Source organism: Fulvimarina uroteuthidis, assembly GCF_034321785.1.
Classification (GTDB): domain Bacteria; phylum Pseudomonadota; class Alphaproteobacteria; order Rhizobiales; family Rhizobiaceae; genus Fulvimarina; species Fulvimarina uroteuthidis.
This window is the reverse complement of record NZ_JAXLPB010000002.1, coordinates 919,072-942,027: the sequence shown is the minus strand read 5'-3', so window position 1 is coordinate 942,027 and position 22,956 is coordinate 919,072. Positions and strand designations below refer to the sequence as shown.

The following is a 22,956-nucleotide window of genomic DNA, read 5'->3' as shown; positions in this document are numbered from 1 at the left end:
AAAGCCAACATGGCAGCTAAAGAAGTTAAATTCGGCCGCGACGCTCGTGAACGCATGCTGCGCGGCGTCGACATTCTCGCCGACGCGGTGAAGGTCACGCTCGGTCCCAAGGGCCGCAACGTCGTGATCGACAAGTCCTTCGGCGCACCGCGCATCACCAAGGACGGCGTCTCGGTCGCCAAGGAAATCGAGCTCGAGGACAAGTTCGAGAACATGGGCGCCCAGATGGTGCGCGAAGTGGCCTCGAAGACCAACGACAAGGCCGGCGACGGCACCACCACCGCGACGGTTCTCGCCCAGGCGATCGTTCGCGAGGGTGCCAAGGCCGTTGCCGCCGGCATGAACCCGATGGACGTCAAGCGCGGCATCGACCAGGCCGTTGCCAAGGTCGTCGAAGCCCTCGGCTCGGCTGCCCGCTCGATCGACACTTCGGACGAAGTCGCCCAGGTCGGCACCATCTCGGCGAACGGCGAGAAGGAAATCGGCGAGATGATCGCCTCGGCCATGCAGAAGGTCGGCAATGAGGGTGTCATCACCGTCGAGGAAGCCAAGACCGCCGAGACCGAGCTCGAAGTCGTCGAAGGCATGCAGTTCGACCGCGGCTACCTGTCGCCCTACTTCGTGACCAATGCCGAGAAGATGGTCGCCGAGCTCGAGGACGCCTACATTCTCCTGCACGAGAAGAAGCTCTCGAACCTTCAGGCGCTGCTTCCGGTTCTGGAATCGGTCGTCCAGTCGTCCAAGCCCCTCATCATCATCGCGGAAGACGTCGAGGGCGAGGCGCTCGCAACGCTCGTCGTCAACAAGCTGCGCGGCGGCCTGAAGATCGCGGCCGTCAAGGCACCCGGCTTCGGCGATCGCCGCAAGGCCATGCTCGAGGACATCGCGATCCTCACCGGCGGCACGGTCGTCTCGGAAGATGTCGGCATCAAGCTCGAGAATGTCACGCTCGACATGCTCGGCCGCGCCAAGAAGGTCCAGATCACCAAGGAAAACACGACCATCGTCGATGGTGCCGGTGAATCCGAGCAGATCAAGGCCCGCGTCGGCCAGATCAAGGCCCAGATCGAAGAGACCACGTCGGACTACGATCGCGAGAAGCTGCAGGAGCGTCTCGCCAAGCTTGCAGGCGGCGTCGCCGTCATCCGCGTCGGCGGTGCGACCGAAGTCGAAGTGAAGGAAAAGAAGGACCGCGTCGACGACGCCCTCAACGCGACCCGTGCGGCCGTGGAAGAAGGCATCGTGGCCGGTGGTGGCGTCGCGCTTCTGCGTGCCTCCAACGCCGTCGACATCAAGGGCCTCAACTCCGATCAGGACGCCGGCATCAACATCGTGCGCAAGGCGCTTCAGGCGCCGCTGCGCCAGATCGTCCAGAACGCCGGTGCGGAAGGCTCGATCATCGTCGGCAAGATCCTCGAGAACGAGTCCATCACCTTCGGCTACAATGCCGCCACGGGTGAATATGGCGACATGATCCAGATGGGCATCGTCGATCCGGTCAAGGTCGTTCGCTCGGCCCTGCAGGACGCGGCATCGGTTGCCGGCCTTCTCGTCACCACCGAGGCGATGATCTCGGAAGCGCCGAAGAAGGACAATGGCGGCGGCGGCATGCCCGCCGGCGGCATGGGTGGAATGGGCGGCATGGGCGGCATGGACTTCTAAGAAAGTCCATGAAGCCCAGGCGCCTCGAGCACCTGGCTATTGCGAGGCGGTCCCTTCGGGGGCCGCCTTTTTCGTGGCTGGCTTTTTTAAAGGGAGCGGCATAGTCGTATCGGGGCGGCCCTGATTGCACCATCCGAAAGTGTGTAATATGCTACACCATACAGCCCGGGCCCTATAGCAGCAGGTCGCTGATAAAACTGCTATGTGACGATGGCTGGGTCGAGATTGGCACCACCGGCTCGCATCACCATTTCAAGCATCCGGTAAAGCCCGGAAAGGTGACAGTTCCTCATCCGCGAAAGGATATGCCTACGAAGACCGCAAAATCGGTGCTGAAACAGGCAGGGCTCGACAACTGACTCCAAAGGATTGCCGTGCGTTACATTGCATTCGTTCATAAGGAACCGGACAGCGTCTACGGCGTGAGCTTTCCCGATCTGCCCGGCTGCATCTCGTTTGGCGATACATTGGACGAGGCGGCGACCCACGCGGTCGAGGCGCTGTGCGGCCATGTCAGAATGATGGAAGCCGATGGCGACTCGATCCCGAGCCCGCGAAGCTACGACGAAATCGTCGCCGATCCCGAACTTGTCGAAGACCGCAAGGATGCGATCCTGACGGTCGTACCCCTGATCCGAAACCGTGGCGCGACGACCCGGATCAACCTGTCGCTCGATGTTGGTCTGCTTGAGGCGATCGACGACGCCGCAAGAGCGCGGGGGCAGACCCGCTCCGCCTTTCTGGCGAGTGCGGCCCACCGCGAAATCACGGGCTGACCGGACCACGTCATCGAAATGTGACCCATGCGGGGCGGTTATCGCCTGAGACACCCATCACGATCACCGACAATACGGCCCGCCCTTGCGGGCGGCGAGGTCGAAGTGGAAATGGGTGGCGTGGTCGGCGTCGGTTCCCGGTCCGAGAACCGTGGTGAAGGGCCCGCACGCACCGGCGCGCACGGCGGAGAGGAACTTGCCGTCGGGCGTTTCGGGATTGGCGGCGGCGACCGGGACTTCGCCGTCCTCGAACACGAACGCACCGATATCGACGGCCGAGCCGCGCGCATGCTCGGAGATCTTCTGGCCCGAGCCGCGATTGCGGCAGACATAGGTCGAGATCCGGCTGATTCCCGTCAAGGTCCGATCGGGATAGACCGCCTCGGCGGCCGGGATGACCGTCTCCGTCATCCAGGTGTCGAGCGCATCGGCGGTCGGACACCACATCAGGGTCTGCGTGTTCACCTCGAGCCCGCTCGACAGCGTCGTCAGGGAAACGGGCCGCAGGACGCCGCAATCTCCCTCGTTGAGCGATGGTTCCGTCTCGAACACGATCCCGCGCCGTGTGAGATCGGCTTCGCACGCCTCGGACGCGATGATGGCGGCGGCAGCCCTGACCGCGGCTGCCGGCGAGATCGGCTGCTGCTTCATGGCGGATGGCTTGGGCAGAACCGGGATCGCGGGTGGCTCGGCAGTATCGAGAGCACCGATCGGCGCGGCCTTCGCGGCGGCCGTTTCGGGCTTTGCCTCGGGACGCGGAATATCCCCCGGCCTGATCGGCAGGGACTGCGGCGCCGACGGGTCCGGCTCCGGCCCGTCCGGTTCCGGCAACCCGGCAGGTGTCGGCGAGGGTGCAACCGGCGCCGTTGCCTGAGGGTCCGGCGCGGATGCCGCAGCTGGCGCATCCGGGTCCGAAAGATCCTCGACGACCGCCGGACCGGACGCGTCCGGCTCGGTGGTCTGCGCTATCGGCGTCCCCCCGTCCGCACCCGCGGCCCCGTTCGCGCGGCTGTTCGCCTCGTTGAACGCTTCGGGGCTCGGGCTCTCGGCTCCGCCGCGCGGATCGGTGCCGGTGCCGCTATCAGTCTCAGTCTCAGTCTCGGTGGAAGCGCGCGTGGCCCGATCGGGCGACCCCGCCTCGGCACCCGCGCCATCCGGCCGCGCTTCCGGCGTCGGAACGGGCGCGCCGACGCTCTGGGCGTGGGCGAAGGGCGTGAGCCACATGGACAGGGCGAGGCAAAGGGGTCTTGCGAGCATGTTCACTCCTGCCGCGCGTGTTGGGCGGAGCTTGCGCAATACCCATGGCCGGATTGCGGCAGCGCGTCCGATCGAACGCGTCGATCGGAAGACCGCTTTCACTTCCCGAAGTCGAGGCCCATCTCGCGGTAGCGTTCCGGGTCGTTGCCCCAGTTCTCGCGCACCTTCACGAACAGGAAGAGGTGCACCTTGCAGTCGGCGGCCTCGGCGATGTCCTTGCGTGCGAGCTGGCCGATGGTCTTGATCGTCTCGCCCTTGTGGCCGAGCACGATCGCCTTCTGGCTGTCGCGCTCGACATAGATCGTCTGCTCGATGCGCACCGAGCCGTCCTTGCGGTTCTCCCACTGCTCGGTCTCGACGGTCGAGGAATAGGGAATTTCCTGATGGAGGCGCAGGAAGACCTTCTCGCGGGTGATCTCGGCGGCGAGCTGGCGTAGCGGCAGGTCGGAGATCTGGTCTTCGGGATAATACCAGGGCCCGTGCGGCAGCGCGCCGGCGAGCCAGTTCATCAGGTCGGCGCAGCCCGAGCCGTTGAGCGCCGAGATCATGAAGACCTGATCGAAGGTGACCTTGTCGACCACCTTCTGGGTCAGCCCCAGAAGCTTGTCGCGCTGAATGCGGTCGACCTTGTTGAGAAGCAGGATCTTGGGCTGGCGCACGTCCTTCAGCCGGTCGAGAATGGTCTCGACCTCCTCGTTGAGGCCGCGCTCGGCATCGATGATCGCCATCACGATGTCGGCATCCTTGGCGCCGGACCAGGCGGTCTTCACCATGGCCCGGTCGAGCCGGCGGCGCGGGGCGAAGACGCCGGGCGTGTCGACGAACACGATCTGGGTCCTGTCGCGGATGGCGATGCCGCGCACCAGCGCCCGGGTCGTCTGCACCTTGTGCGTGACGATCGAGACCTTGGTGCCGACCAGCTGGTTGACGAGCGTCGACTTGCCGGCGTTCGGGGCGCCGATCAGGGCGACGAAGCCGGAGCGCGTGCCGGCGGCCTGGCCGGCCGCGATGGCCTCGTCCTGTGCGGTTTCGGCGCGCGTGGGCACCGGCGGCGTGTCGTTCTCGGTCTCGTTCACTGGTCGTCCTTCCAGACGTTCTCGCGGATCAGCATGGCGACGGCGGCCGCCTGTTCGGCCAGGCGCTTGGATGCGCCCTCGCCGTCCGACGGCTTCACGCCGTCGATCGTCACGCGGATCGTGAATTTGGGGTTGTGGTCCGGTCCGGAGCGGTCGACGACCTCGTAGGTCGGCGTTTGCGGCCCGCGCTGGTGCGCCCATTCCTGGAGCGCGGTCTTGGGATCGCGGCGGGCGGCGACGGTCTTGCCGAGCCTGTCGCCCCAATGGTTCTCGATGAATGTCCGGGCATCTTCGAGGCCGGAATTCAGGTAGATCGCCGCAATCAGCGATTCCATCAGGTCGGCCCGGATCGATTTGGTGCGCGCCGGTGCCAGCCGCTTCAGGTCGCCGCCCTGGCGCACATAGTCGTAAAGGCCGAGCTCGTCGGCGACCGCCGCGCACGTCTCGGCGTTGACGAGCGCATTGAGGCGCAGGCTGAGTTCTCCCTCGTCGGCGTCGGGAAACATCTCGAAGAGCTTGCCCGCGATGACGAGGCCGAGAACCCGGTCGCCGAGAAATTCCAGTCGCTCGTAGGAACGCCCGTCCCCCTTGGCGGAACGGAAGCTCGAATGGGTGAGCGCCCGCTGCAGCCGGTCGTGGTCGGAAAAGCGGACACCGATGCGCGCTTCAAGTTCCGAGAGCGGTTTCGGCTTCATCAGCCGAGCCAATCGAAGATCCGCGAGGACCGCAACTTTGACGGCCACTCCCACAGATAGAGCGGGGATGCGCCGCCGCCGATCGAGAAGAAGATGATCTGCGCCTTGCCGACGAGATTTTCGAACGGCACGTAGCCGACGTCGAACCGGCTGTCGAGGGAGTTGTCCCGATTGTCGCCCATCATGAAGTAATGGCCGGCCGGCACCACGAATTCCCGTGTGTCGTCGCCCGCAAGATCGGGACCGAGATCGAGCGTCAGATAGGACCTTCCGTTCGGCAGCGTCTCGCGGAACTGGTCGATCTCCTCGCCATTCTCGTCGACGAACACGCCGGCCGGCTCCTTGGGAACGGCCTTTCCATTGATGATGAGTTGGCCGTCGCGCATGCGGATGCGATCGCCCGGCAGGCCGACGAGCCGCTTGATATAGTCCGTGTCCTCCTCGCCCGGCTTGCGGAAGACGACCACGTCGCCGCGCTCGGGATCGCTGGCGAGCACGCGGCCGTCGAACAGCGGCAGCGAGAGCGGCGCCGAAAAGCGCGAATAGCCGTAGGACCATTTGGAGACGAACAGATAATCGCCGATGAGGAGCGTCGGCATCATCGATCCCGAGGGGATCGAGAACGGCTGGAACAGGAAGGTGCGGATGACGAGCGCCAGCAACAGGGCCTGGACGATGACCTTGACCGTCTCCCAGAAACCGCCCTTCTCGGCCTCCTTCGGCGGCTTCGAACCGGTCCTTTGCGCAGCCGGAACCCCGCCCCCGGCGCCGGAGACCGTGCCGGCCTCCCGGCTTTCTACCGCGCCGCGTTCACCCATCGTCTCGCCGAGACCATCGTCGCCCGAATGCCGGGTATCGCCCTGGTTTTGGGTCGGATCGACCATTGTTGATTCAAACCTTTCGGAACGACCGAAAATCGAGCCGGCCATCAATATTCAAGCGCTTTTATCCACCAAGGGCATCGGGAGCAATGCGCGAAACGCGTTCGACAGGCTTTGCGCCGGCGCCCGTCCCTATTCCAGGGGCCTGCGCGAAAGCGCGGCCTCGGCCCGGGCGAGGCTGATCCCGGCGAGCCGTGCATCGCGCCGCGTCTGGAAGCGCTTCACCCCCGCATGGATGACCCAGTAGGACAGCCCGCCCGCAAGGAGGCCGATGGGAAGGCCGCCGACGAGCATCGGCTTGAGCAGCGGATGCCAGATCGCCGAGACGTCCATCTCCCGCAACGCATGGCCGACATGATGCACCGGGCCGAGTTCGCCGCGCCCGTACAGGATCTCGGAGCCGAACTCGTAGGTGATCGCCCAGATCAGCGGGAAGGTCAGCGGATTGCCGACCGCGGTTCCGATGGCGGCCGACGCCATGTTGCCGCCGATGAGATAGGCGATCGCGAAGGCGAGCAGGAAGTGAAAGCCGATGAACGGCGTGAACGAGGCGAGGACCCCGGCGGCAAAGCCCGCCGCGATGGCGTGGGGGGTCGCATGAAGGCGCAGGACCCGCTTCTTGAAATAGAGAAATGAACGGCGGAACGACACGCGCGGCCACAGCCAGAGCCTCGCCTTGTCGAGGAAGCGTTCCGGCTTTCGTCTTCGAAACAGCATGTCCCGCTCGCGTTCTTTCGTTCGGCAGGCCGCGCCCCTGAGGGCCGTCCGGGTTGAGGGTCGGCGCTAGAGGGACCGGCTGCCGGGCTTCACCGGCTCGATCGCCGCAAGCTCGGGCGGGAGCCGGTCGGCCGGATAGGCCGGGACTTCGTATTCGGCGAGCGCGATCAGCGGAACGCCGACATCGGCCTTGCCGGCCGAGCGATCGATGATGCAGGACGCGGCCAGAACGTTCGCGCCGATGCCCTCGAGACAGGCCACGGTCTCGCGGATCGACAGGCCGGTGGTGACGATGTCCTCGACCACGACGACCCGCGCGCCCTTCGGCAGCTCGAACCGGCGCAGCCTGAACGTGCCGTTCTCGCGCTCGACCCATACGGCCGGAACGCTCAGATGGCGCGAGGTCTCGTAGGCCGGAATGATGCCGCCGACGGCCGGCCCGACCACATAGTCGATCGGCCCTTCGACGCGTCGGCGGATCGCCTCGGCCATCGCCTTGCACAGCGTCTCGGTGAGGCCGGCATGCATGAAGACACAGGCCTTCTGCAGAAAGACAGGGCTGCGCAGGCCCGATGTCAGGATGAAATGGCCTTCGAGATAGGCCCCCGCCTCGCGAAAGATCGCCAGAACCTCGTCCGTCGTCATGGGCATTCGGGCCTTTCTGCGCCAAAGGCGTTTCAAATCTCGGTGCGCTACCGTTTAGAAGGTCGGGATCGCCGCTTCAACCGTTTCCGCCATCACCCCGCGATCGCCCCTTGCGCGAACGGCATCGCCCCTTGCGCGAACGGCATCGCCCCTTGGAGGAGGCGGCAGCGGTGCGGCGCTCAACCGTTGACCCGCGTGACCGAGGAGACGCACTCCTTGGCGCGGATCTGCGACAGGGTCCGGTTCAGATGGTTGACGTCCCAGACCTCGAGGTCGAACACCATCAGGGTGAAATCGGGCGCGGTGGACTTCATTTCCAGCTTGTGGACGTTCGCATCGTTGTGGGCGATCGTGGCCGCGATCTCCGACAGGGAGCCGGGCTCGTTGATCGCCGAGACGGAGATGCGGGCGGGAAAGCGCCGGTCGAGCTTTTCGTCGATATCCCATCGCACGTCGACCCAGCGCTCGGGATGGTCCTCGAAGGCCATCAGCGCCGGCGACTGGATCGGATAGATGGTGATGCCCTTGCCCGGTTCGAGAATGCCGACGATCCGGTCTCCGGGAACCGCGCCGTCTTCCGAGAAGGTCACCGGAAGATCGCCGCCGGTGCCCCGGATCAGGATCGCCGGATCGGTCTTGCGCGCGCGGGGCCTCGGCTTGCCGGGCACGCGGAAGATCATGCCGGCGGCGCTGCGCAGGTTGAACCAACCCTCCTCGGGCTCCTGCTTGCCGCGCCGGGTCGCGCGCGTATCCTGATAGTCGGGATGGATCGCCCGCAACACGTCGACGGCGGGGAGCTCGCCCCGGCCCACCGCGGCGAACGCGTCCTCGACATTCTGATGGCCGAGCTTGCCGAGGACGGCCTTCAGCATGTCGACCGAGAACGTCCGGTTCGAGCGCGTGAAGGCGCGTTCCAGGATCTGGCGGCCGAGACCCGAATATTGCTTGCGGATATTGACGCGGGAGGCGCGGCGGATGGCCGAACGCGCCTTGCCGGTCACCGCGATCGTCTCCCAGGCGGCCGAGGGAACCTCGCCTTCGCCGCGAATGATCTCCACCTCGTCGCCGTTGGCGAGCTCCGTCAGGACCGGCATGATGCGGCCGTTGATCTTCGACCCGACGCAGGAATTGCCGACATTGGTGTGGACGGCATAGGCGAAATCGATCGGGGTCGCGCCGCGCGGAAGCGCGATCAGGCGCCCCTTGGGCGTGAAGCAGAAGACCTGGTCCTGGAAGAGTTCGAGCTTGGTGTTCTCGAGGAACTCGTCCGACGTGTCACCGCTCGCCAGGAGTTCGATCGTATGCCGCAGCCAGGCATAGGCGTTAGAATCCTTCGACAGCTCGATCGAGCGGACGCGTTCGCCATCGGGCCCGATCTGGTCCTTGTAGATCGAGTGCGCGGCGATGCCGAGTTCGGCGACCGAATGCATGTCCTGGGTGCGGATCTGCAGTTCCACGCGCTGGCCCGACATGCCGATGATGGTGGTGTGGAGCGAGCGGTAATCGTTCTGCTTGGGCGTCGAGATGTAATCCTTGAACCGGCCGGGCACCATGCGCCATGCCCGGTGGACGATGCCGAGCGTGCGGTAGCAATCCTCCTCGTTGGCGACGACGACGCGAAAGCCGAAGATGTCGGAGAGCTGCTCGAAGGACATGGCCTTGCGCTGCATCTTCGAGAACACCGAATAGGGGCGCTTCTGGCGCCCTTTCACCGTCGCGTCGATGCCATGTTCCTTCAGGCGCGCCGCCAGCTCCGCCTCGATCCGGGCGATCGTCGGCGCGTAGCGCTCCTTCAGTTCGCCGAGACGGGCGGTCAGTGTCTCGTAGGCCTCGAGATTGACATGGCGGAAGGCGAGATCCTCGAGTTCCTCGCGCATGTCCTGCATGCCCATGCGCCCGGCCAGCGGCGCATAGATGTCGAGGGTTTCCTGGGCGATGCGCGCCCGCTTGTCCTCCCGCATGGGGCCGAGGGTGCGCATATTGTGCAGCCGGTCGGCAAGCTTGACGAGGAGCACGCGGATATCGTCGGCGATGGCCAGGAGAAGCTTGCGCAGGTTCTCGGCCTGCTGGGTGCGCTTGGACACGAGATCGAGGCGCTTCAGCTTGGTCAGGCCCTCGACGAGATGGCCGATGCGCGGGCCGAACAGATGATCGATCTCCTTGCGGGTGGCGTCGGTGTCCTCGATCGTGTCGTGCAGCAACGCGGTCGCGATCGTGGCCTCGTCGAGCCGGAGCTCGGTAAGGATCGCGGCGACCTCGAGCGGATGGGAAAAGTACGGATCGCCGCTCGCACGCTTCTGGGCGCCGTGCTTCTGCATGGCGTAGACATAGGCGCGGTTGAGCAGGGCCTCGTCGAGGTCCGGCTTGTAGGCTGCGACTTTCTCCACGAGTTCATACTGGCGCATCATGGGCGGCAACGCGCTTTCATCGGCGAACGGGTGCTGCGCGCGACTACGCGACCAGGCGGCCCGGAACGAAAAAGGGAGCGCACCTTATGGCGCGCCCCCAGAGAATAGTCATGTTCGACGCAGCACGGTAGACCCATGCGGCGTTGAAGCCGATCAGTAGTCGTCGGTTTTTTCCGGAGCGACGAGGCCTTCGATGCCGGACAGAAGCTCTTCTTCCGACATCCGGTCGAACTGGGCGGGCTCGTCGGCCTTGTTCTGGATCGCGGCCTGCGGGGTGGAGGCCTGCGAACGCTCGCTCGGCCGGGCCTCCTCGGGCTCGTCCACCTCCACATGCTTCTGCAGCGTGTGGATCAGGTCTTCCTTAAGGTCCTCGGGAGACAGGGTCTCGTCGGCGATCTCGCGCAGGGCCACGACGGGATTCTTGTCGTTGTCGCGATCGATCGTGATGGGGTTGCCCTGGCTGATCTGGCGGGCCCGATGGCTGGCGAGGAGCACGAGCTCGAATCGGTTGTCGACCTTATCGACGCAATCTTCTACGGTGACGCGGGCCATGCCTGTCTCCTCATGCCTGAAATTTCAAAGGGGCTGGATCGGGGTCTCTTATCCAATAACGCGGCGAACCACAAGGCCGGGCGCACCCGATCGATGGAAGCCACCAAATAAACTGGCGAAATGCCTTGATCTTCCGCTATGCGACCTTGTACCGACAACGGGCTCGGATCGGCGGCCTGGAAAGGTAGAACTCCAAGAGAACAGGCCGGAGCGACCCAAAACCCTTGAAAGTTGAAGAAATGTTTGACCAGCGCGAGAAAATTGCACTCTTGATCGACGGTGCGAACCTTTACGCCGCCTCGCGGAATCTTGGCTTCGATATCGATTATAAAAAGATGCTCACCTTCTTCGAGCAGAAGGCTTATCTGCTGCGGGCATACTACTATACCGCGCTGATCGAGGACCAGGAGTACTCCTCCATCCGCCCGCTGATCGACTGGCTGGATTACAATGGTTACCGGGTGGTGACGAAGCCGGCGAAGGAGTTCACCGACCCGTCCGGCCGTCGCAAGGTCAAGGGCAACATGGATATCGAGCTGGCCATCGATGCCATGGAACTGTCCGACACGGTCGACCATTTCGTTCTGTTTTCCGGCGACGGCGATTTCCGCTCCCTCGTCGAGGCGCTGCAGCGCAAGGGCCGGAAGGTGTCGGTCGTCTCGACGCTGACCACCCAGCCGCCGATGATCTCCGACGAACTGAGACGACAGGCCGATCATTTCATCGATCTCGTCAGCCTGAAGAACGATATCGGCCGCAGCCAGGCCGAGCGCGATGCGCGACTGGCCCGCCGCGGCACTGTCGAGAGCGTCGAGGACGACAACGAGGACGACGATTTCTGACGCGGCACTATCTTCACGCCGATGACGAAACAAAACACGATGTTTCATACGAGCGGTCGCCCGGCGGAGCCGCCGCGCGATTGCCCGCTCTGCCCGCGCCTTGTCGCGTTCCGCGCGGAATGGCGGGCCAAGGAGCCCGGCTGGCACAACGCGCCCGTCGACACGCTCCATCCGCAGGAAGGGAAAGACGGGGTGGCGCTTCTGGTCGTCGGTCTTGCGCCCGGCGTGCGCGGCGCGAACCGAACGGGCCGTCCGTTTACCGGCGACTATGCCGGCGATCTCCTCTACCGCACGCTTCACGCCCACGGCTTTGCCAATGACCGGTTCGCGGCCGATCCGGACGACGGGCTGACGCTCTTCGGCACGGCGATCACCAATTCCGTGCGCTGCGTGCCGCCGCAGAACAAGCCGGTGGGGGCCGAGATCAACACCTGCCGGCAATTTCTCGCCGCCACGCTGGACGGGTTGCCGAACCTCAGGGCCATCGTCACGCTCGGGCGCATCGCGCATGATTCGACGGTCCGCACCCTCGGATTGAGACTTGCCGACCACGGCTTCAGGCACGGCGCTCGCGTTCCCGCCGGTCCCTACACCCTGTTTCCGACCTATCACTGTTCACGGTACAACACGAACACCGGGCGGCTCACCGAACCGATGTTCGACGCCGTGTTCGCGGACGTGGCGAGCTTTCTCGGCCGGGCCTGACACGGGTGCGGCGGGGCACCCCGCGCCGCACGGCAGTCCGCCTTCGGTCATTGTCCCGCCGCATTTAAGAAAAGCCGGCCCCCAGAAAAGGAGACCGGCTTTTCGATGGCGATGTGTTGGGAGGACTCGACCCTTGTCTTACGAGATACTAGCGGACGCTGGCGCGCTCGCGCACTTCGTTGGCCTCACGGCCATAGTCGGATCCGGGGACGATCTGCACTGAATCCGGATTGACGCGCCTTGCGTCGGAACCGCGCGTCGTGCGGCGAACGTCGGTGCGGTCGGCTTCCTCGCCGGCCGTGCGGTCGTAGTCCGACCCCGGAACGGTCTGGCTGTAGCCGTAGACGCGCGAGGCGTCGACGGTCGTGCGGGCAACATTGGCCGCGGGCTCGGCGACGCTGGCGCGCTTGGCTTCCTCGCTTCGGATGGTGCCGTACTCCGAGCCCGGCACGATCTGGGCGCTGGCCGGGATCGAATAGGCTGCGGTTGCTGCGAGCGTTGCGGCGATCAAAGTGGTCTTCAACATGATGGGCTCCTGTTCCTCTGGTCGGGCGGCGAGCGGCTTGCATCGGCCTTGGCCTTTGCGATGCGCGGGTCGTCCATGTGTCCGGCGGCGCGTCATCGCGTCGTCGTGTGAACCCAAAATGGTACGTTCCGAGCCGCAGCGAAACCCTCAAAAAGTGAACAATCCGTCGGTTTTCTGCCGTTCATCCCTTCGTGATCGGCGTAACAAAACAATTATTGTGAACAATGAAACCTTCTGCCCGTTTCAACGAACCTTGCCGCGCCCGGTTTCGGACGGCCCGGGACGGTGCATCCGGGCGCCCGTTCGCGCGCCAGAACGGGAACGGGCGCCCCGAAGGGCGCCCGCGCGACGTGACGGATCGGATGGTGGCGGTCAGCGCATGACCGGCATGGAGAACTCCGCGCCATCCTTGATGCCGGACGGCCAGCGGCTGGTGACCGTCTTCGTGCGCGTCCAGAACTTGATCGAGTCCGGGCCGTGCTGGTTGAGGTCGCCGAACACCGAACGCTTCCAGCCGCCGAACGAATGGTAGGCCATGGGCGTGGGGATCGGCACGTTGATGCCGATCATGCCGACCGGTACCCGGGCGGCGAAATCACGGGCCGCATCGCCGTCGCGCGTGTAGATCGCGACGCCGTTGCCATATTCGTGCTCGGTGGGAAGCGACAGGGCCTCGTCATAGTCCCGGGCGCGCACCACCGAGAGGACGGGACCGAAGATTTCCTGGGTGTAGATGTCCATGTCCCGCGTCACATGGTCGAACAGGCAGGCGCCCACGAAGAAGCCGTCCTCGTAGCCCTGCATGGAGAAGCCGCGACCGTCGACGACGAGCTTGGCGCCTTCGCTGACGCCCTTTTCGATGAGCCCGAGGATCTTCTCCTTGGCTTCCCGCGTCACCACCGGTCCGAAATCGGCCTCGCTGTCGCTCGCAGGTCCGATCTTCAGGGCCTCGATGCGCGGGGTGAGCTTCTCGATCAGCGCGTTCGCCGTCTCCTCGCCCACCGGCACGGCGACCGAGATCGCCATGCAGCGCTCGCCGGCCGAACCGTAGCCCGCGCCGATCAGCGCGTCGGCGGCCTGATCGAGATCGGCGTCCGGCATGATGATCATGTGGTTCTTGGCGCCGCCGAAGGTCTGGGCGCGCTTCCCGTGCCTAGCCGCTTCCGCATAGACATGGGCCGCGATCGGCGTCGAGCCGACGAAGGAGACGGCGCCGATATCGGGATGCTGCAACAGCCCGTCCACGGCCTGCCTGTCGCCATTGACGACCTGGAGAACGCCCTTGGGAAGGCCGGCCTCCATCATCAGTTCGGCAAGGCGCATGGGCACCGAGGGATCACGCTCGGACGGCTTGAGGATGAAGGCGTTCCCGCATGCGACGGCGGGCGCGAACATCCACATCGGGATCATGGCCGGGAAGTTGAACGGGGTGATGCCCGCGCCGATGCCGACCGGCTGGCGGATGGAATACATGTCGATGCCGGGGCCGGCGCCCTCGGTGAACTCGCTCTTCATGAGGTGCGGGATGCCGATGACGAATTCCGCGACCTCGAGGCCGCGCTGGATGTCGCCCTTGGAATCCTCGACCGTCTTGCCGTGCTCGGACGACAGAAGCTCGGCCAGTTCCTGCATGTTGTCGTTGAGAAGCTGGACGTATTTCATGAAGACGCGGGCGCGGCGCTGGGGATTGGTCGCCGCCCAGCCCGGCTGGGCGGCCTTCGCCGCGTCCACCGCGCGCTGCAATTCGTCCGCGCCGGCAAGCGCGACGGTCTTCGTGACCTGGCCGGTCGCGGGATCGTAGACGTCCGCCTTACGTCCGCTGGTGCCGGCGATACGGGCGCCGTCGATGAAATGACCGATCGTGTCCATGGGGGTTCCTCCACTCGATTTTCACTGGCGCTCTTTTTGGCCTGCAATTTTTTACAAACCAATCCCTTGAAACGCCAATCCGTTGTGCGAAAAGTGTAGCCCTGCCGCGGCATGGCGGCCGGATCGGAAGAGGGACTCGATGAACTGGGACGATGCGCGGATCTTTCTCGCCGTCGCGCGCGCCGGCCAGATCCTGGGAGCCGCACGCCGGCTGGAGCTCAACCATGCGACGGTCGGACGCCGCCTGACCGCGCTCGAAACCGATATCGGGGCCAAGCTCCTGCACCGCAAACCCAACGGATGCGAGCTGACGCGCGAGGGGCGAAGCTTTCTCGCCCAGGCCGAGCGCATGGAGGCCGCGACCCTTTCGGCCCGCGCCGAAATCGGCAATTCCGATATCAGCCTGTCGGGGACGGTGCGGATCGGCGCGCCGGACGGCTTCGGCACGACCTTCCTGGCGCCGCGCCTGTGGCAGCTGTCGCAGCGCCATCGCGAGCTCGCGATCCAGCTGGTGCCGGTTCCGCGCGCCTTTTCGATCTCGCGCCGCGAGGCCGATATCGCCATCACCGTCGAGCGGCCCGAACACGGGCGCCTCGTCGCCGGCAAGCTCACCGATTACGGCCTCGGTTTTTATGCAAGCCGCGCCTATCTCGACGTCCACGGAACGCCGCGCACGCTCGCCGAATTGTCGGGCCACCGGCTGGTCGGGGCGGTCGAGGACCTGCTCTACTCGCCGCGCCTTGCCTATTTCGCCGATCTGTTGCCCGAATGGCCGTCACGCTTCGAGGTGTCCTCGGCCATCGGCCAGCTAGAGGCGGTCGCCGCCGGCGCCGGCATCGGCATCCTGCATCATTTCATGGGGGTCGGGCGGGCCGAACTCGTGCGGATTTTGCCGGAACGACGGATCGAGCGCTCGTACTGGCTGGTCTATCACGAGAGCGTGCGCGACGTCGCCCGCATCGCGGCCGTCGCCGACTTCATCCGTGATGCGGTGGAGAAAGAGAGGGCGCTGTTCGGGTGAGCTATTTGCCCATTAAAACACGCCACCAGCCCCGTTTCTTCTCTTCGCTGTCGAGTGGGCTCGACGTCAGATACATCACCAGAACCGCCGTCGCCGCCATTCCAAATGGCCCGAGGAAAATCAAGAAGACCTGCTCTCCAGTCATCGACTGAGCTCCCGTCGCAAAGTACGTCGCGCTCCCAAATGTAGGAGGATGCCGCCGCCAAAGCAAACGAGACTGAGGGGGACGACGATTACAACCGGCAGACTGATCGTCCGTGTGTAGATGACGCTGAAAAGCGGGCCAACGCCACCAAGAAGCGTAACCCCGATCGCGATGGCGTTCAGATAGGCACCCGTGAGCCTGGCCAACTCATCGTCGACATTTTTCCGGTCCTTGATCGAGAACATCGGGATAGCGAGATCCGAAAACCATCCAGAGGTGCATTGTTTATCTCAAGATAATAGGTTTCGGCAAGGCATCGGCCTTTGGCTGCTGATCGTCAGGCGACCTGCTGCGCACCACCAAACGCCTCGCGCCGGTTCCTAAGCGTCAGCGCCAGCAAGAACCCGCCCCTTGCGCCCAGAAACACAAGAAGCGCGATCCACAGGCCGGTGTTGGCGAAGGCGGGCGTCAGCGCGTAGGCACCGGCTGCAAAGACGATGAGCGAGGCGATCATCATGTCGCGCATGGTGCGCGACCAGGTGGCGCCGATGAAGATGCCGTCCATGATGAAGGCGAGCGCGCCGGCCAGCGGCGTGAGGCTCGCGAAGGCGAGATAGGCGGCCGCCTCGGCGCGCACGGCCTCGTCCGTCGTCAGGAACGCGATCAGCGCTTCGCCGCCGAGATGGAAGATCGCCGACAGGAGAGCTGCCAGCACGAACCCCCACACGATCGTCAGCCGCACCGTCCGGTCGAACGCCGGGCGCCACCGTGCGCCGATGGCGCGACCGGCCAGTTGCTCCGAAGCGGTCGCCATCCCGTCGAGAAAATATCCGCCGACGGAAAAGAACTTCATCAACAGACCGTTGGCCGCGAGCGTCACCGCACCGAAACCGGCCCCGAGCCGGGCAAACAGCAGGAAGGCGGAGAGGAGGCAGACGGACCGGATCATGATGTCGCGATTGACCGCGATCATGCGCGCGAACCCGGCGCGATCGAGCACCTGCGCCATGGTGGGCCGTGCGGCGGGATCGAAGCGTCGCACGGCGATCGCAAGGCCGATGATCGCGCCCGCCGCCTCGCCGCACAGCGTTCCGAGGGCGACACCCGTGACGCCCCAGCCGAGGACGAGGCCGAAGAGGATCGACAGGGCGATGTTGACCCCGTTGACGATGACCTGCAGACCCAGCCCCAGGCCACCGCGCCCCAGTCCGAGGACATAGCCGAGGATCGCATAGTTCATCAGCGCAAACGGCGCGGACAGCATGCGAACGAAGACATAGTCGCGCACCGTCGCCGCCACCGCCCCACCGGGCGAAACGGCGAGCAGGCCCGCCTCGACGATCAGCGGCTCGAAAAGCACGAGACCCACCCCGATCGCCGCGCTCAGGATCGCGGCGCGCCAGAACACCGCCTGACCCTCCCGGCCGTCGGCGGCGCCCTCGGCCTGCGCGGTCAGGCCGGTCGTGCCGGACCGGATGAAGTTGAAGATGGCGAACGCGAAATCGAAGATCAGCGCGCCCACCGTCAGTCCGGCGAGCGCCGCCGCATCGCCCACCCGGCCGACGACGGCAACGTCGGTGAGGCCCAGAAGCGGCGTCGTCAGGAATGCGAGCGTCATCGGGATGGTGATCGCCCAAACCATGCGGTGGGTCACTTCGAAGGGGCGTTCGGCCGGTCCCGCCGTGCCTTTCCCATGCTTCGACGCCTCTGCCATGGCGGCTCGACCTCCTCAACCTCATGCCGGAGGCCTTTACGAACCGGCGCGGCGCGCGTCCATAACCCCGCGCGGCGCGTCGTCGCAACCCGCGAGCCCCGGCGGCGGCCGGGCGATGTCGCCGGGGCTTGCGAGCTTATATGGTGAAAGACCCGGCCGGATCCGCCGGACCTTTCGGGTGCGACGCCCTTTTCAACGACCGGCCGGGCCGCGACAGCCGGACCGACCGGCCCGACCGGACAATGCGCCACCCGCCATGAGCCTTCCCATCGTCCATCATCCCGCCTTCGACGCTCGTTTCGACGAGGCCCACCGGTTTCCCATGTCGAAATTCTCGCGCCTGGCGCAGATCCTGATCGAGGACGATCTCGCCGGTCCGAACGGCTTCTACATTCCCGCGCCCGCGCTTCCCGGCTGGCTGCAGCTTGCCCACGACGCCCGCTATGTCGATCAGGTTCTCTCGCACAGCGTCCCGCGCGAGATCGAGAAGGCGATCGGTTTTGCCGTCGACGCTTCGGTGGCGCTGCGCTCGCGCACCGCCGTCGGCGGCACGGTCCTCACCGCGCGGCTTGCGATGGCCGAAGGGCTGGCGTGCAACACCGCCGGCGGCAGTCACCACGCGAACGCGTCGGGCGGCGCGGGATTCTCGGTCTTCAACGATGTCGCGGTCGCCTCCCACGTGCTCCTGGCCGATGGCGATGTCGGACGGATTCTCGTCATCGACTGCGATGTGCACCAGGGCGACGGAACCGCGCGGATCTTTGCGGGCGATGCCCGGGTCTTCACCCTGTCGCTGCACGGCGAGAAGAATTACCCGCCGGTCAAGGCAAGATCGGATCTCGACGTTCCCCTGCCCGACCGCATGGGCGACGACGCCTATCTCGAAGCGCTGCTGCCCGCGATGAAGACCGCGTTCGAGCGCGCGCGCCCCGACATCGTCTTCTACAATGCCGGCGTCGACCCCCATGAGGACGACCGGCTGGGCCGGCTCAGCCTCAGCGACGAGGGCCTTGCCGAGCGCGACCGCCGCGTTCTGGCCTATGTCCGGGAGCGCGATCGTCCGGTTGCATGTGTCATCGGCGGTGGGTATTCCCGCGATATCGACAGGCTCGCCCGGCGCCATTCGATCGTCCACCGGGTCGCGCGCGAATTCGTGTGAGCGGCGCGACCGGGGTGCCTTCGGCAGTGCCACCGGGGCGCCGCGAGATGTCCTCCGGCGCGCGGCGGGCGCTAACCAGATGCGAAGGTTTTTCTGCGCTGACTGTTGGCCGAATTGAAGTTTGACCCGATGCCGGCAGCCCCGTCCCGCGGCGGCGGCCGAGGCCGCGCCCGATGGGAATCGGTTCGAGAAGGAGCGCCACGATGGCCGAAACTGATCGCAATGCCGATGCCGCCATCGTACCGGTGGTCCTGTGCGGGGGCTCGGGCACGCGCCTCTGGCCGGCCTCACGCCGCACCCGGCCCAAACAGTTTCTCCCCCTCTTCGGCGAGCACTCGCCGTTCCAGGACACGCTCCTTCGCGTGAGCGCCGACGGCTTCGCCAAGCCCATCGTCATCGCCAACAACGATCACCGCTTTCTGGCCGCCGAGCAGGCCCGGACCATCGGGGTCGAGATCACCATCGTTCTGGAGCCCGAAGCCCGCGATTCCGGCCCGGGGCTTGCGGCGGCAGCGCTCTACGTCGCCAGGACCCTCTCGCCGCAGACCCTCGTTCTCGCGCTCGCCGCCGACCACCGGATCGAGGATGTGGACGGGTTCCGCCGCACGGTCCTCGGCGCCAGCAGCGCCGCCGGCGACGGCCGGATCGTCACCTTCGGCATTCAGCCGGACAGGCCGGCCACCGGTTTCGGCTATATCGAGCCGGGCGAACGCCTGGCCGGCCCGGCGCAGATCGAGGTCCGCGCTGCGAGACGCTTCGTCGAAAAGCCCGATCTCGAAACGGCGAAGGCCTATCTTGCCGAAGGCTATCTCTGGAACTCGGGCAATTTCCTGTGCCGGGCCGGGGTGTTGATCGAGGAATATCGGTCCCGCGACGCCGAAACGCTCGCCACCGTCTCCACCTCCGTCGACGAGGCGGTCCGCGATCTCGATTTCGTGCGCCTGGACCCTGCCGCCTTCGCGCGGGCGGCCAAGCGCTCGATCGACTATGCCATCATGGAAACGTCGGATCGGATCGCCGTCGCCACCGCCGGCTTCGACTGGTCGGACATCGGCGACTGGAACGCCCTTCGCCCGGTTCTCGACCGGGACGGGCACGGCAATGCGGTCCACGGGACCTGCGTCGCGCTCGACGCCGCGAACAACGTGGTCTGGTCGAACGGCGCGCTCGTCGCGCTGTCCGGCGTCGACGACCTCGTCGTCGCCGTCACCGAGGACGCGGTCCTCGTGACGCACCGCACGAAGGGCGACCTGATGAAGGATCTGGTGGAAAAGGTCCGGCAGGCCGATCCGGTGCTCGTCGAGGAGCATCTCCAGAGCTTCCGGCCCTGGGGCAATTATCGCTCCCTCGACAAGGGCAGCCGCCATCAGGTCAAGCGCATCGTGGTCAAGCCCGGCGCGCAGCTCTCGCTGCAGCACCATCATCACCGCTCGGAACACTGGATCGTCGTGCGCGGAACCGCCAAGGTCACGATCGACGAGACGATCCTGCAGCTTTCGGAGAACCAGAGCACCTATATCCCGCTCGGCAGCCTCCACAGGCTCGAAAACCCCGGCAAGATCGACCTGGAGCTGATCGAGGTCCAGACCGGATCCTATCTCGGCGAGGACGACATCGTGCGCCACGAGGACATCTACGCCCGCGCGGGGACCTGAGACGGGCGGCGGACCGAAAACCGGTCCGACGACGCTTTTCCACTTCCAAAACGCCCGAAAGCCGCCTATTGCGCCTTCCGACAACCGAGAAACGCGGGCCCGTCGCGCTTGCCCGGGTCGGCGCCCGACGGACCCAAGACGCTTGATGGAGTGAACATGGCTGCCAACGACAAGACGATCGCCTGGACCGGAGACGTTCAGGCCGAGGGTCTCGAGATTCTCGCCAGGGGCGGCGGCATGATCGTCTCGCCGACCAAGGTCGGCTACATCATCATGGTGTCCGACAGAGCCGGTCTCGAGCGCAAGTTCGACGCCAAGGTGCGCAAGCGCAACAAGCCGGGCGTCGTGCTGTGCGGATCCATGGACGAGCTGAAGGCGCTCGCCGAACTGACCCCCGAGATCGAGGCCTTTTATCAGGCGCACTGGGACCGGAACATCCTCCTCGGCTGCATCCTGCCGTGGCGCAAGGAGGCGATGGCCAAGATCCCGGACGACGGATCGAAGGATTTCGTCATGGACGGCCGCGACACGAGCTGCTTCGTCATCCGGTTCGGCACGCCGTCCGAGCAGCTTGCCGAAGCCCTTTGGCGCGACCATGGCAAGCTCGCCTTCGCGAGCTCGGCCAACCCTTCGGGCAAGGGCAATCGCGGCCTCGTCGAAGGCATCGGCGAGCGCATCGAGACCGAAGCCGACCTCATCATCTCGGCCAACGACTACGTCGCCTCGATCCAGCCGGACAAGGACGAGGGATCGCGCTACGAGCAGGGCGTGATGGTCGCCATGGTCGACGAGACCGGCAAGCTCGTTCCCGAACAGAAGGGCGAGCGCTCCGTGTCGCCGGCACCGATCGTCATCCGCAAGGGTCTCGACATCGACCGGATCATGAGCCTTCTGGCCGATCACTTCCCCAGCTGGGACTACCGCCACGGCCAGTATTACTGAGGGCTTTCCGCCGTTCAATCCGACCGGCGCCGCGAGGCGGGCCGCGATCGCAGCGTTCGCGCGCCGCGACGGGGCCGGATCATTTTCGGTTCGCGCTTCGGAAACGACGGGGCAGGCAAGCGGCGCCGGCGAAAGACGCCGCGCGGCGCCATCCCGAACCGCCTGCGCCCTCCCCTCGCTTGGCGTGACACCGCGAACATCGTATTGAGCGGTTGGCGCAGGCGTCCCACATCCCGTCCGCGCCCCGAACGACGCGCGTGGACATGAAGACGGGCAGGCAGCGACCATGACGAAGACGCTCTACGACAAGATCTGGGACAGCCATGTGGTCGCCGCACAGGCGAACGGGCTGACGATCCTCTATATCGACCAGCACTTCGTCATCGAAGTGACGAGCCCCCAGGCCTTCGAGGGCCTGCGCGATGCCGGGCGCAAAGTCCGCCGCCCCGAGGCGACGCTCGCGGTCGCCGACCATAACGTGCCGACGTTTCCCGGACGCCGCGACGATCTCGCCGAGCCCGATTCCCGCGAGCAGCTCGCCCTCATCGGCGAGAACACCAGGGCGTTCGGCGTTCGCTACTTTCCCCAGACCGATCGCCGCCAGGGCATCGTCCACGTGATCGGCCCCGAACAGGGCCTCACCCAGCCCGGCATGACGATCGTGTGCGGCGACAGCCATACGGCGACCCACGGCGCGTTCGGCGCACTCGCCTTCGGCATCGGCACGTCGGAGGTGGAGCACGTGCTCGCCACCCAGACGCTCCTCACCAAGCGCTCCAGGAACATGCGGATCTCGGTCTCCGGAACGCTGCCCTTCGGCGTCACGGCCAAGGACCTGATGCTGACGACGATCGGCAAGATCGGCACCGCCGGCGGCACCGGCCATGTCGTGGAATATGCAGGCTCCGCCATGAGCGCGCTCTCCATGGAGGGGCGGATGACCGTCTCCAACATGTCGATCGAGGCCGGCGCGCGGGCGGGCCTGTTCGCGCCGGACGAGAAGACCTTCGCCTATATTGCGGGCAAGCCCGGCGCGCCCAGGGGCGCGCACTGGGAGATGGCGCTCGACCATTGGCGCGGGCTCGTCAGCGACGAGGGCGCGGCCTACGACCGGGAGGTCGCCTTCGACGGGGCCGACGTCCAGCCCATGGTGACCTGGGGCACCAGCCCCGAAGACGTCATTCCCGTGACGGGCAACGTGCCGAACCCCGAAGCCGCCGGCAGCGAGAAGAAGCGCAGGGCCGTCCAGGCCGCGCTCGACTATATGGACCTGAAGCCCGGGCAGGCGATCGGCGACGTCATGCTCGACCGCATCTTCATCGGCTCGTGCACGAACAGCCGGATCGAGGATCTGCGGGCGGCTGCAAGGGTCGTCGAGGGCCAGAAGCTTGCGGCCAACATCGCCTCGGCCATGGTCGTGCCCGGCTCGGGCCTGGTCAAGGCACAGGCCGAGCAGGAAGGGCTCGACCGCATCTTCATCGATGCCGGCTTCGAATGGCGCGAGGCCGGCTGCTCCATGTGCCTCGGCATGAACGCCGACCAGTTGAAGCCCGGCGAACGCTGCGCCTCCACCTCGAACCGCAATTTCATCGGCCGGCAGGGCCCGGGCGGGCGCACCCATCTGGCCAGCCCGACGATGGCGGCGGCCGCGGCGATCGCCGGCCGCTTCGTCGACGTGCGAAGCTGGAAGGCATAAGGAACCAGGTCCC

Annotated in this window: 22 protein-coding genes; 10 read left to right on the top strand and 12 right to left on the bottom strand. The window is 65.8% G+C overall.

From position 1 onward, the window contains the following. Positions 1 to 9: 9 nt before the first annotated feature. The 3 genes from groL to U0C82_RS09170 all read left to right on the top strand — a co-directional run bounded on the left by groL (position 10) and on the right by U0C82_RS09170 (position 2,438). Entirely contained in the window at positions 10 to 1,662 is a 1,653-nt protein-coding gene (gene groL / locus U0C82_RS09180) for a chaperonin GroEL (protein ID WP_322186760.1), read from the top strand. A gap of 158 nt (positions 1,663 to 1,820) precedes the next feature. Continuing rightward, positions 1,821 to 2,021, top strand: a complete 201-nt coding sequence (locus tag U0C82_RS09175; protein WP_416186654.1) for a type II toxin-antitoxin system HicA family toxin — start codon at positions 1,821 to 1,823, stop codon at positions 2,019 to 2,021. Between the two features lie 15 nt (positions 2,022 to 2,036). Further along, on the top strand, positions 2,037 to 2,438 hold the full coding sequence (locus tag U0C82_RS09170) for a type II toxin-antitoxin system HicB family antitoxin (protein ID WP_322186759.1): 402 nt from the start codon (positions 2,037 to 2,039) through the stop codon (positions 2,436 to 2,438). A gap of 63 nt (positions 2,439 to 2,501) precedes the next feature. Here U0C82_RS09170 and U0C82_RS09165 read toward each other — a convergent pair whose 3' ends face one another. The 8 genes from U0C82_RS09165 to rpoZ form a co-directional block, all read right to left on the bottom strand. After that, complete coding sequence (locus U0C82_RS09165) at positions 2,502 to 3,695, bottom strand: extensin family protein (RefSeq protein WP_322186758.1); 1,194 nt, start codon at positions 3,693 to 3,695, stop codon at positions 2,502 to 2,504. Between the two features lie 98 nt (positions 3,696 to 3,793). After that, on the bottom strand, positions 3,794 to 4,705 hold the full coding sequence (gene era, locus U0C82_RS09160) for a GTPase Era (protein ID WP_322186891.1): 912 nt from the start codon (positions 4,703 to 4,705) through the stop codon (positions 3,794 to 3,796). Positions 4,706 to 4,767: 62 nt separating this feature from the next. Next, positions 4,768 to 5,466: a ribonuclease III gene (gene rnc / locus U0C82_RS09155; protein ID WP_322186757.1), complete on the bottom strand. Its 699-nt coding sequence runs from the start codon at positions 5,464 to 5,466 to the stop codon at positions 4,768 to 4,770. After that, positions 5,466 to 6,350 (bottom strand): signal peptidase I, encoded by an 885-nt coding sequence (gene lepB / locus U0C82_RS09150; RefSeq protein ID WP_322186756.1) that lies wholly within the window; start codon positions 6,348 to 6,350, stop codon positions 5,466 to 5,468. The genes rnc and lepB overlap by 1 nt, the downstream gene beginning before the upstream one ends. Before the next feature lie 129 nt (positions 6,351 to 6,479). Then, on the bottom strand, positions 6,480 to 7,064 hold the full coding sequence (locus U0C82_RS09145; RefSeq protein ID WP_322186755.1) for a DUF2062 domain-containing protein: 585 nt from the start codon (positions 7,062 to 7,064) through the stop codon (positions 6,480 to 6,482). Between the two features lie 66 nt (positions 7,065 to 7,130). Then, positions 7,131 to 7,709, bottom strand: coding sequence for an orotate phosphoribosyltransferase (gene pyrE / locus U0C82_RS09140; RefSeq protein ID WP_322186754.1), 579 nt, complete (start codon positions 7,707 to 7,709; stop codon positions 7,131 to 7,133). Between the two features lie 179 nt (positions 7,710 to 7,888). Continuing rightward, on the bottom strand, positions 7,889 to 10,117 hold the full coding sequence (locus U0C82_RS09135) for a RelA/SpoT family protein (protein WP_322186753.1): 2,229 nt from the start codon (positions 10,115 to 10,117) through the stop codon (positions 7,889 to 7,891). Between the two features lie 153 nt (positions 10,118 to 10,270). Beyond that, entirely contained in the window at positions 10,271 to 10,669 is a 399-nt protein-coding gene (gene rpoZ / locus U0C82_RS09130; RefSeq protein ID WP_322186752.1) for a DNA-directed RNA polymerase subunit omega, read from the bottom strand. Between the two features lie 239 nt (positions 10,670 to 10,908). On the opposite strand from rpoZ, the gene U0C82_RS09125 reads away from it, so the two are divergent. Both U0C82_RS09125 and U0C82_RS09120 read left to right on the top strand, forming a co-directional pair. After that, complete coding sequence (locus U0C82_RS09125) at positions 10,909 to 11,511, top strand: LabA-like NYN domain-containing protein (RefSeq protein WP_322186751.1); 603 nt, start codon at positions 10,909 to 10,911, stop codon at positions 11,509 to 11,511. 39 nt (positions 11,512 to 11,550) lie between these two features. After that, positions 11,551 to 12,216 (top strand): uracil-DNA glycosylase, encoded by a 666-nt coding sequence (locus tag U0C82_RS09120; RefSeq protein ID WP_322186750.1) that lies wholly within the window; start codon positions 11,551 to 11,553, stop codon positions 12,214 to 12,216. Between the two features lie 148 nt (positions 12,217 to 12,364). Here the strand turns inward: U0C82_RS09120 and U0C82_RS09115 are convergent, their stop codons facing one another. Then, entirely contained in the window at positions 12,365 to 12,742 is a 378-nt protein-coding gene (locus U0C82_RS09115; RefSeq protein ID WP_322186749.1) for a hypothetical protein, read from the bottom strand. A gap of 372 nt (positions 12,743 to 13,114) precedes the next feature. Next, positions 13,115 to 14,611 (bottom strand): CoA-acylating methylmalonate-semialdehyde dehydrogenase, encoded by a 1,497-nt coding sequence (locus U0C82_RS09110; RefSeq protein WP_322186748.1) that lies wholly within the window; start codon positions 14,609 to 14,611, stop codon positions 13,115 to 13,117. Positions 14,612 to 14,750: 139 nt separating this feature from the next. On the opposite strand from U0C82_RS09110, the gene U0C82_RS09105 reads away from it, so the two are divergent. Next, positions 14,751 to 15,632, top strand: a complete 882-nt coding sequence (locus U0C82_RS09105; protein ID WP_322186747.1) for a LysR family transcriptional regulator — start codon at positions 14,751 to 14,753, stop codon at positions 15,630 to 15,632. A gap of 1 nt (position 15,633) precedes the next feature. Here U0C82_RS09105 and U0C82_RS09100 read toward each other — a convergent pair whose 3' ends face one another. Next, the gene (locus U0C82_RS09100; RefSeq protein WP_322186746.1) at positions 15,634 to 15,777 is read right to left on the bottom strand and encodes a hypothetical protein; all 144 of its coding nucleotides are present in this window, start codon (positions 15,775 to 15,777) and stop codon (positions 15,634 to 15,636) included. Positions 15,778 to 16,114: 337 nt separating this feature from the next. Continuing rightward, entirely contained in the window at positions 16,115 to 17,491 is a 1,377-nt protein-coding gene (locus U0C82_RS09095) for an MATE family efflux transporter (protein WP_322186745.1), read from the bottom strand. 256 nt (positions 17,492 to 17,747) lie between these two features. Here U0C82_RS09095 and U0C82_RS09090 point away from each other — a divergent pair, with 256 nt between their 5' ends. The 4 genes from U0C82_RS09090 to leuC all read left to right on the top strand — a co-directional run bounded on the left by U0C82_RS09090 (position 17,748) and on the right by leuC (position 22,943). Next, positions 17,748 to 18,650, top strand: coding sequence for a histone deacetylase family protein (locus U0C82_RS09090; RefSeq protein ID WP_322186744.1), 903 nt, complete (start codon positions 17,748 to 17,750; stop codon positions 18,648 to 18,650). Between the two features lie 203 nt (positions 18,651 to 18,853). Continuing rightward, positions 18,854 to 20,305 carry a mannose-1-phosphate guanylyltransferase/mannose-6-phosphate isomerase gene (locus U0C82_RS09085; protein WP_322186743.1) on the top strand — a complete coding sequence of 484 codons (1,452 nt, stop codon included), beginning with the start codon at positions 18,854 to 18,856 and terminating at the stop codon, positions 20,303 to 20,305. A 156-nt stretch (positions 20,306 to 20,461) separates the two neighbouring features. Then, positions 20,462 to 21,247, top strand: a complete 786-nt coding sequence (locus U0C82_RS09080; RefSeq protein ID WP_416186641.1) for an L-threonylcarbamoyladenylate synthase — start codon at positions 20,462 to 20,464, stop codon at positions 21,245 to 21,247. A gap of 286 nt (positions 21,248 to 21,533) precedes the next feature. Beyond that, entirely contained in the window at positions 21,534 to 22,943 is a 1,410-nt protein-coding gene (gene leuC, locus U0C82_RS09075) for a 3-isopropylmalate dehydratase large subunit (protein ID WP_322186742.1), read from the top strand. Positions 22,944 to 22,956 lie beyond the last annotated feature (13 nt).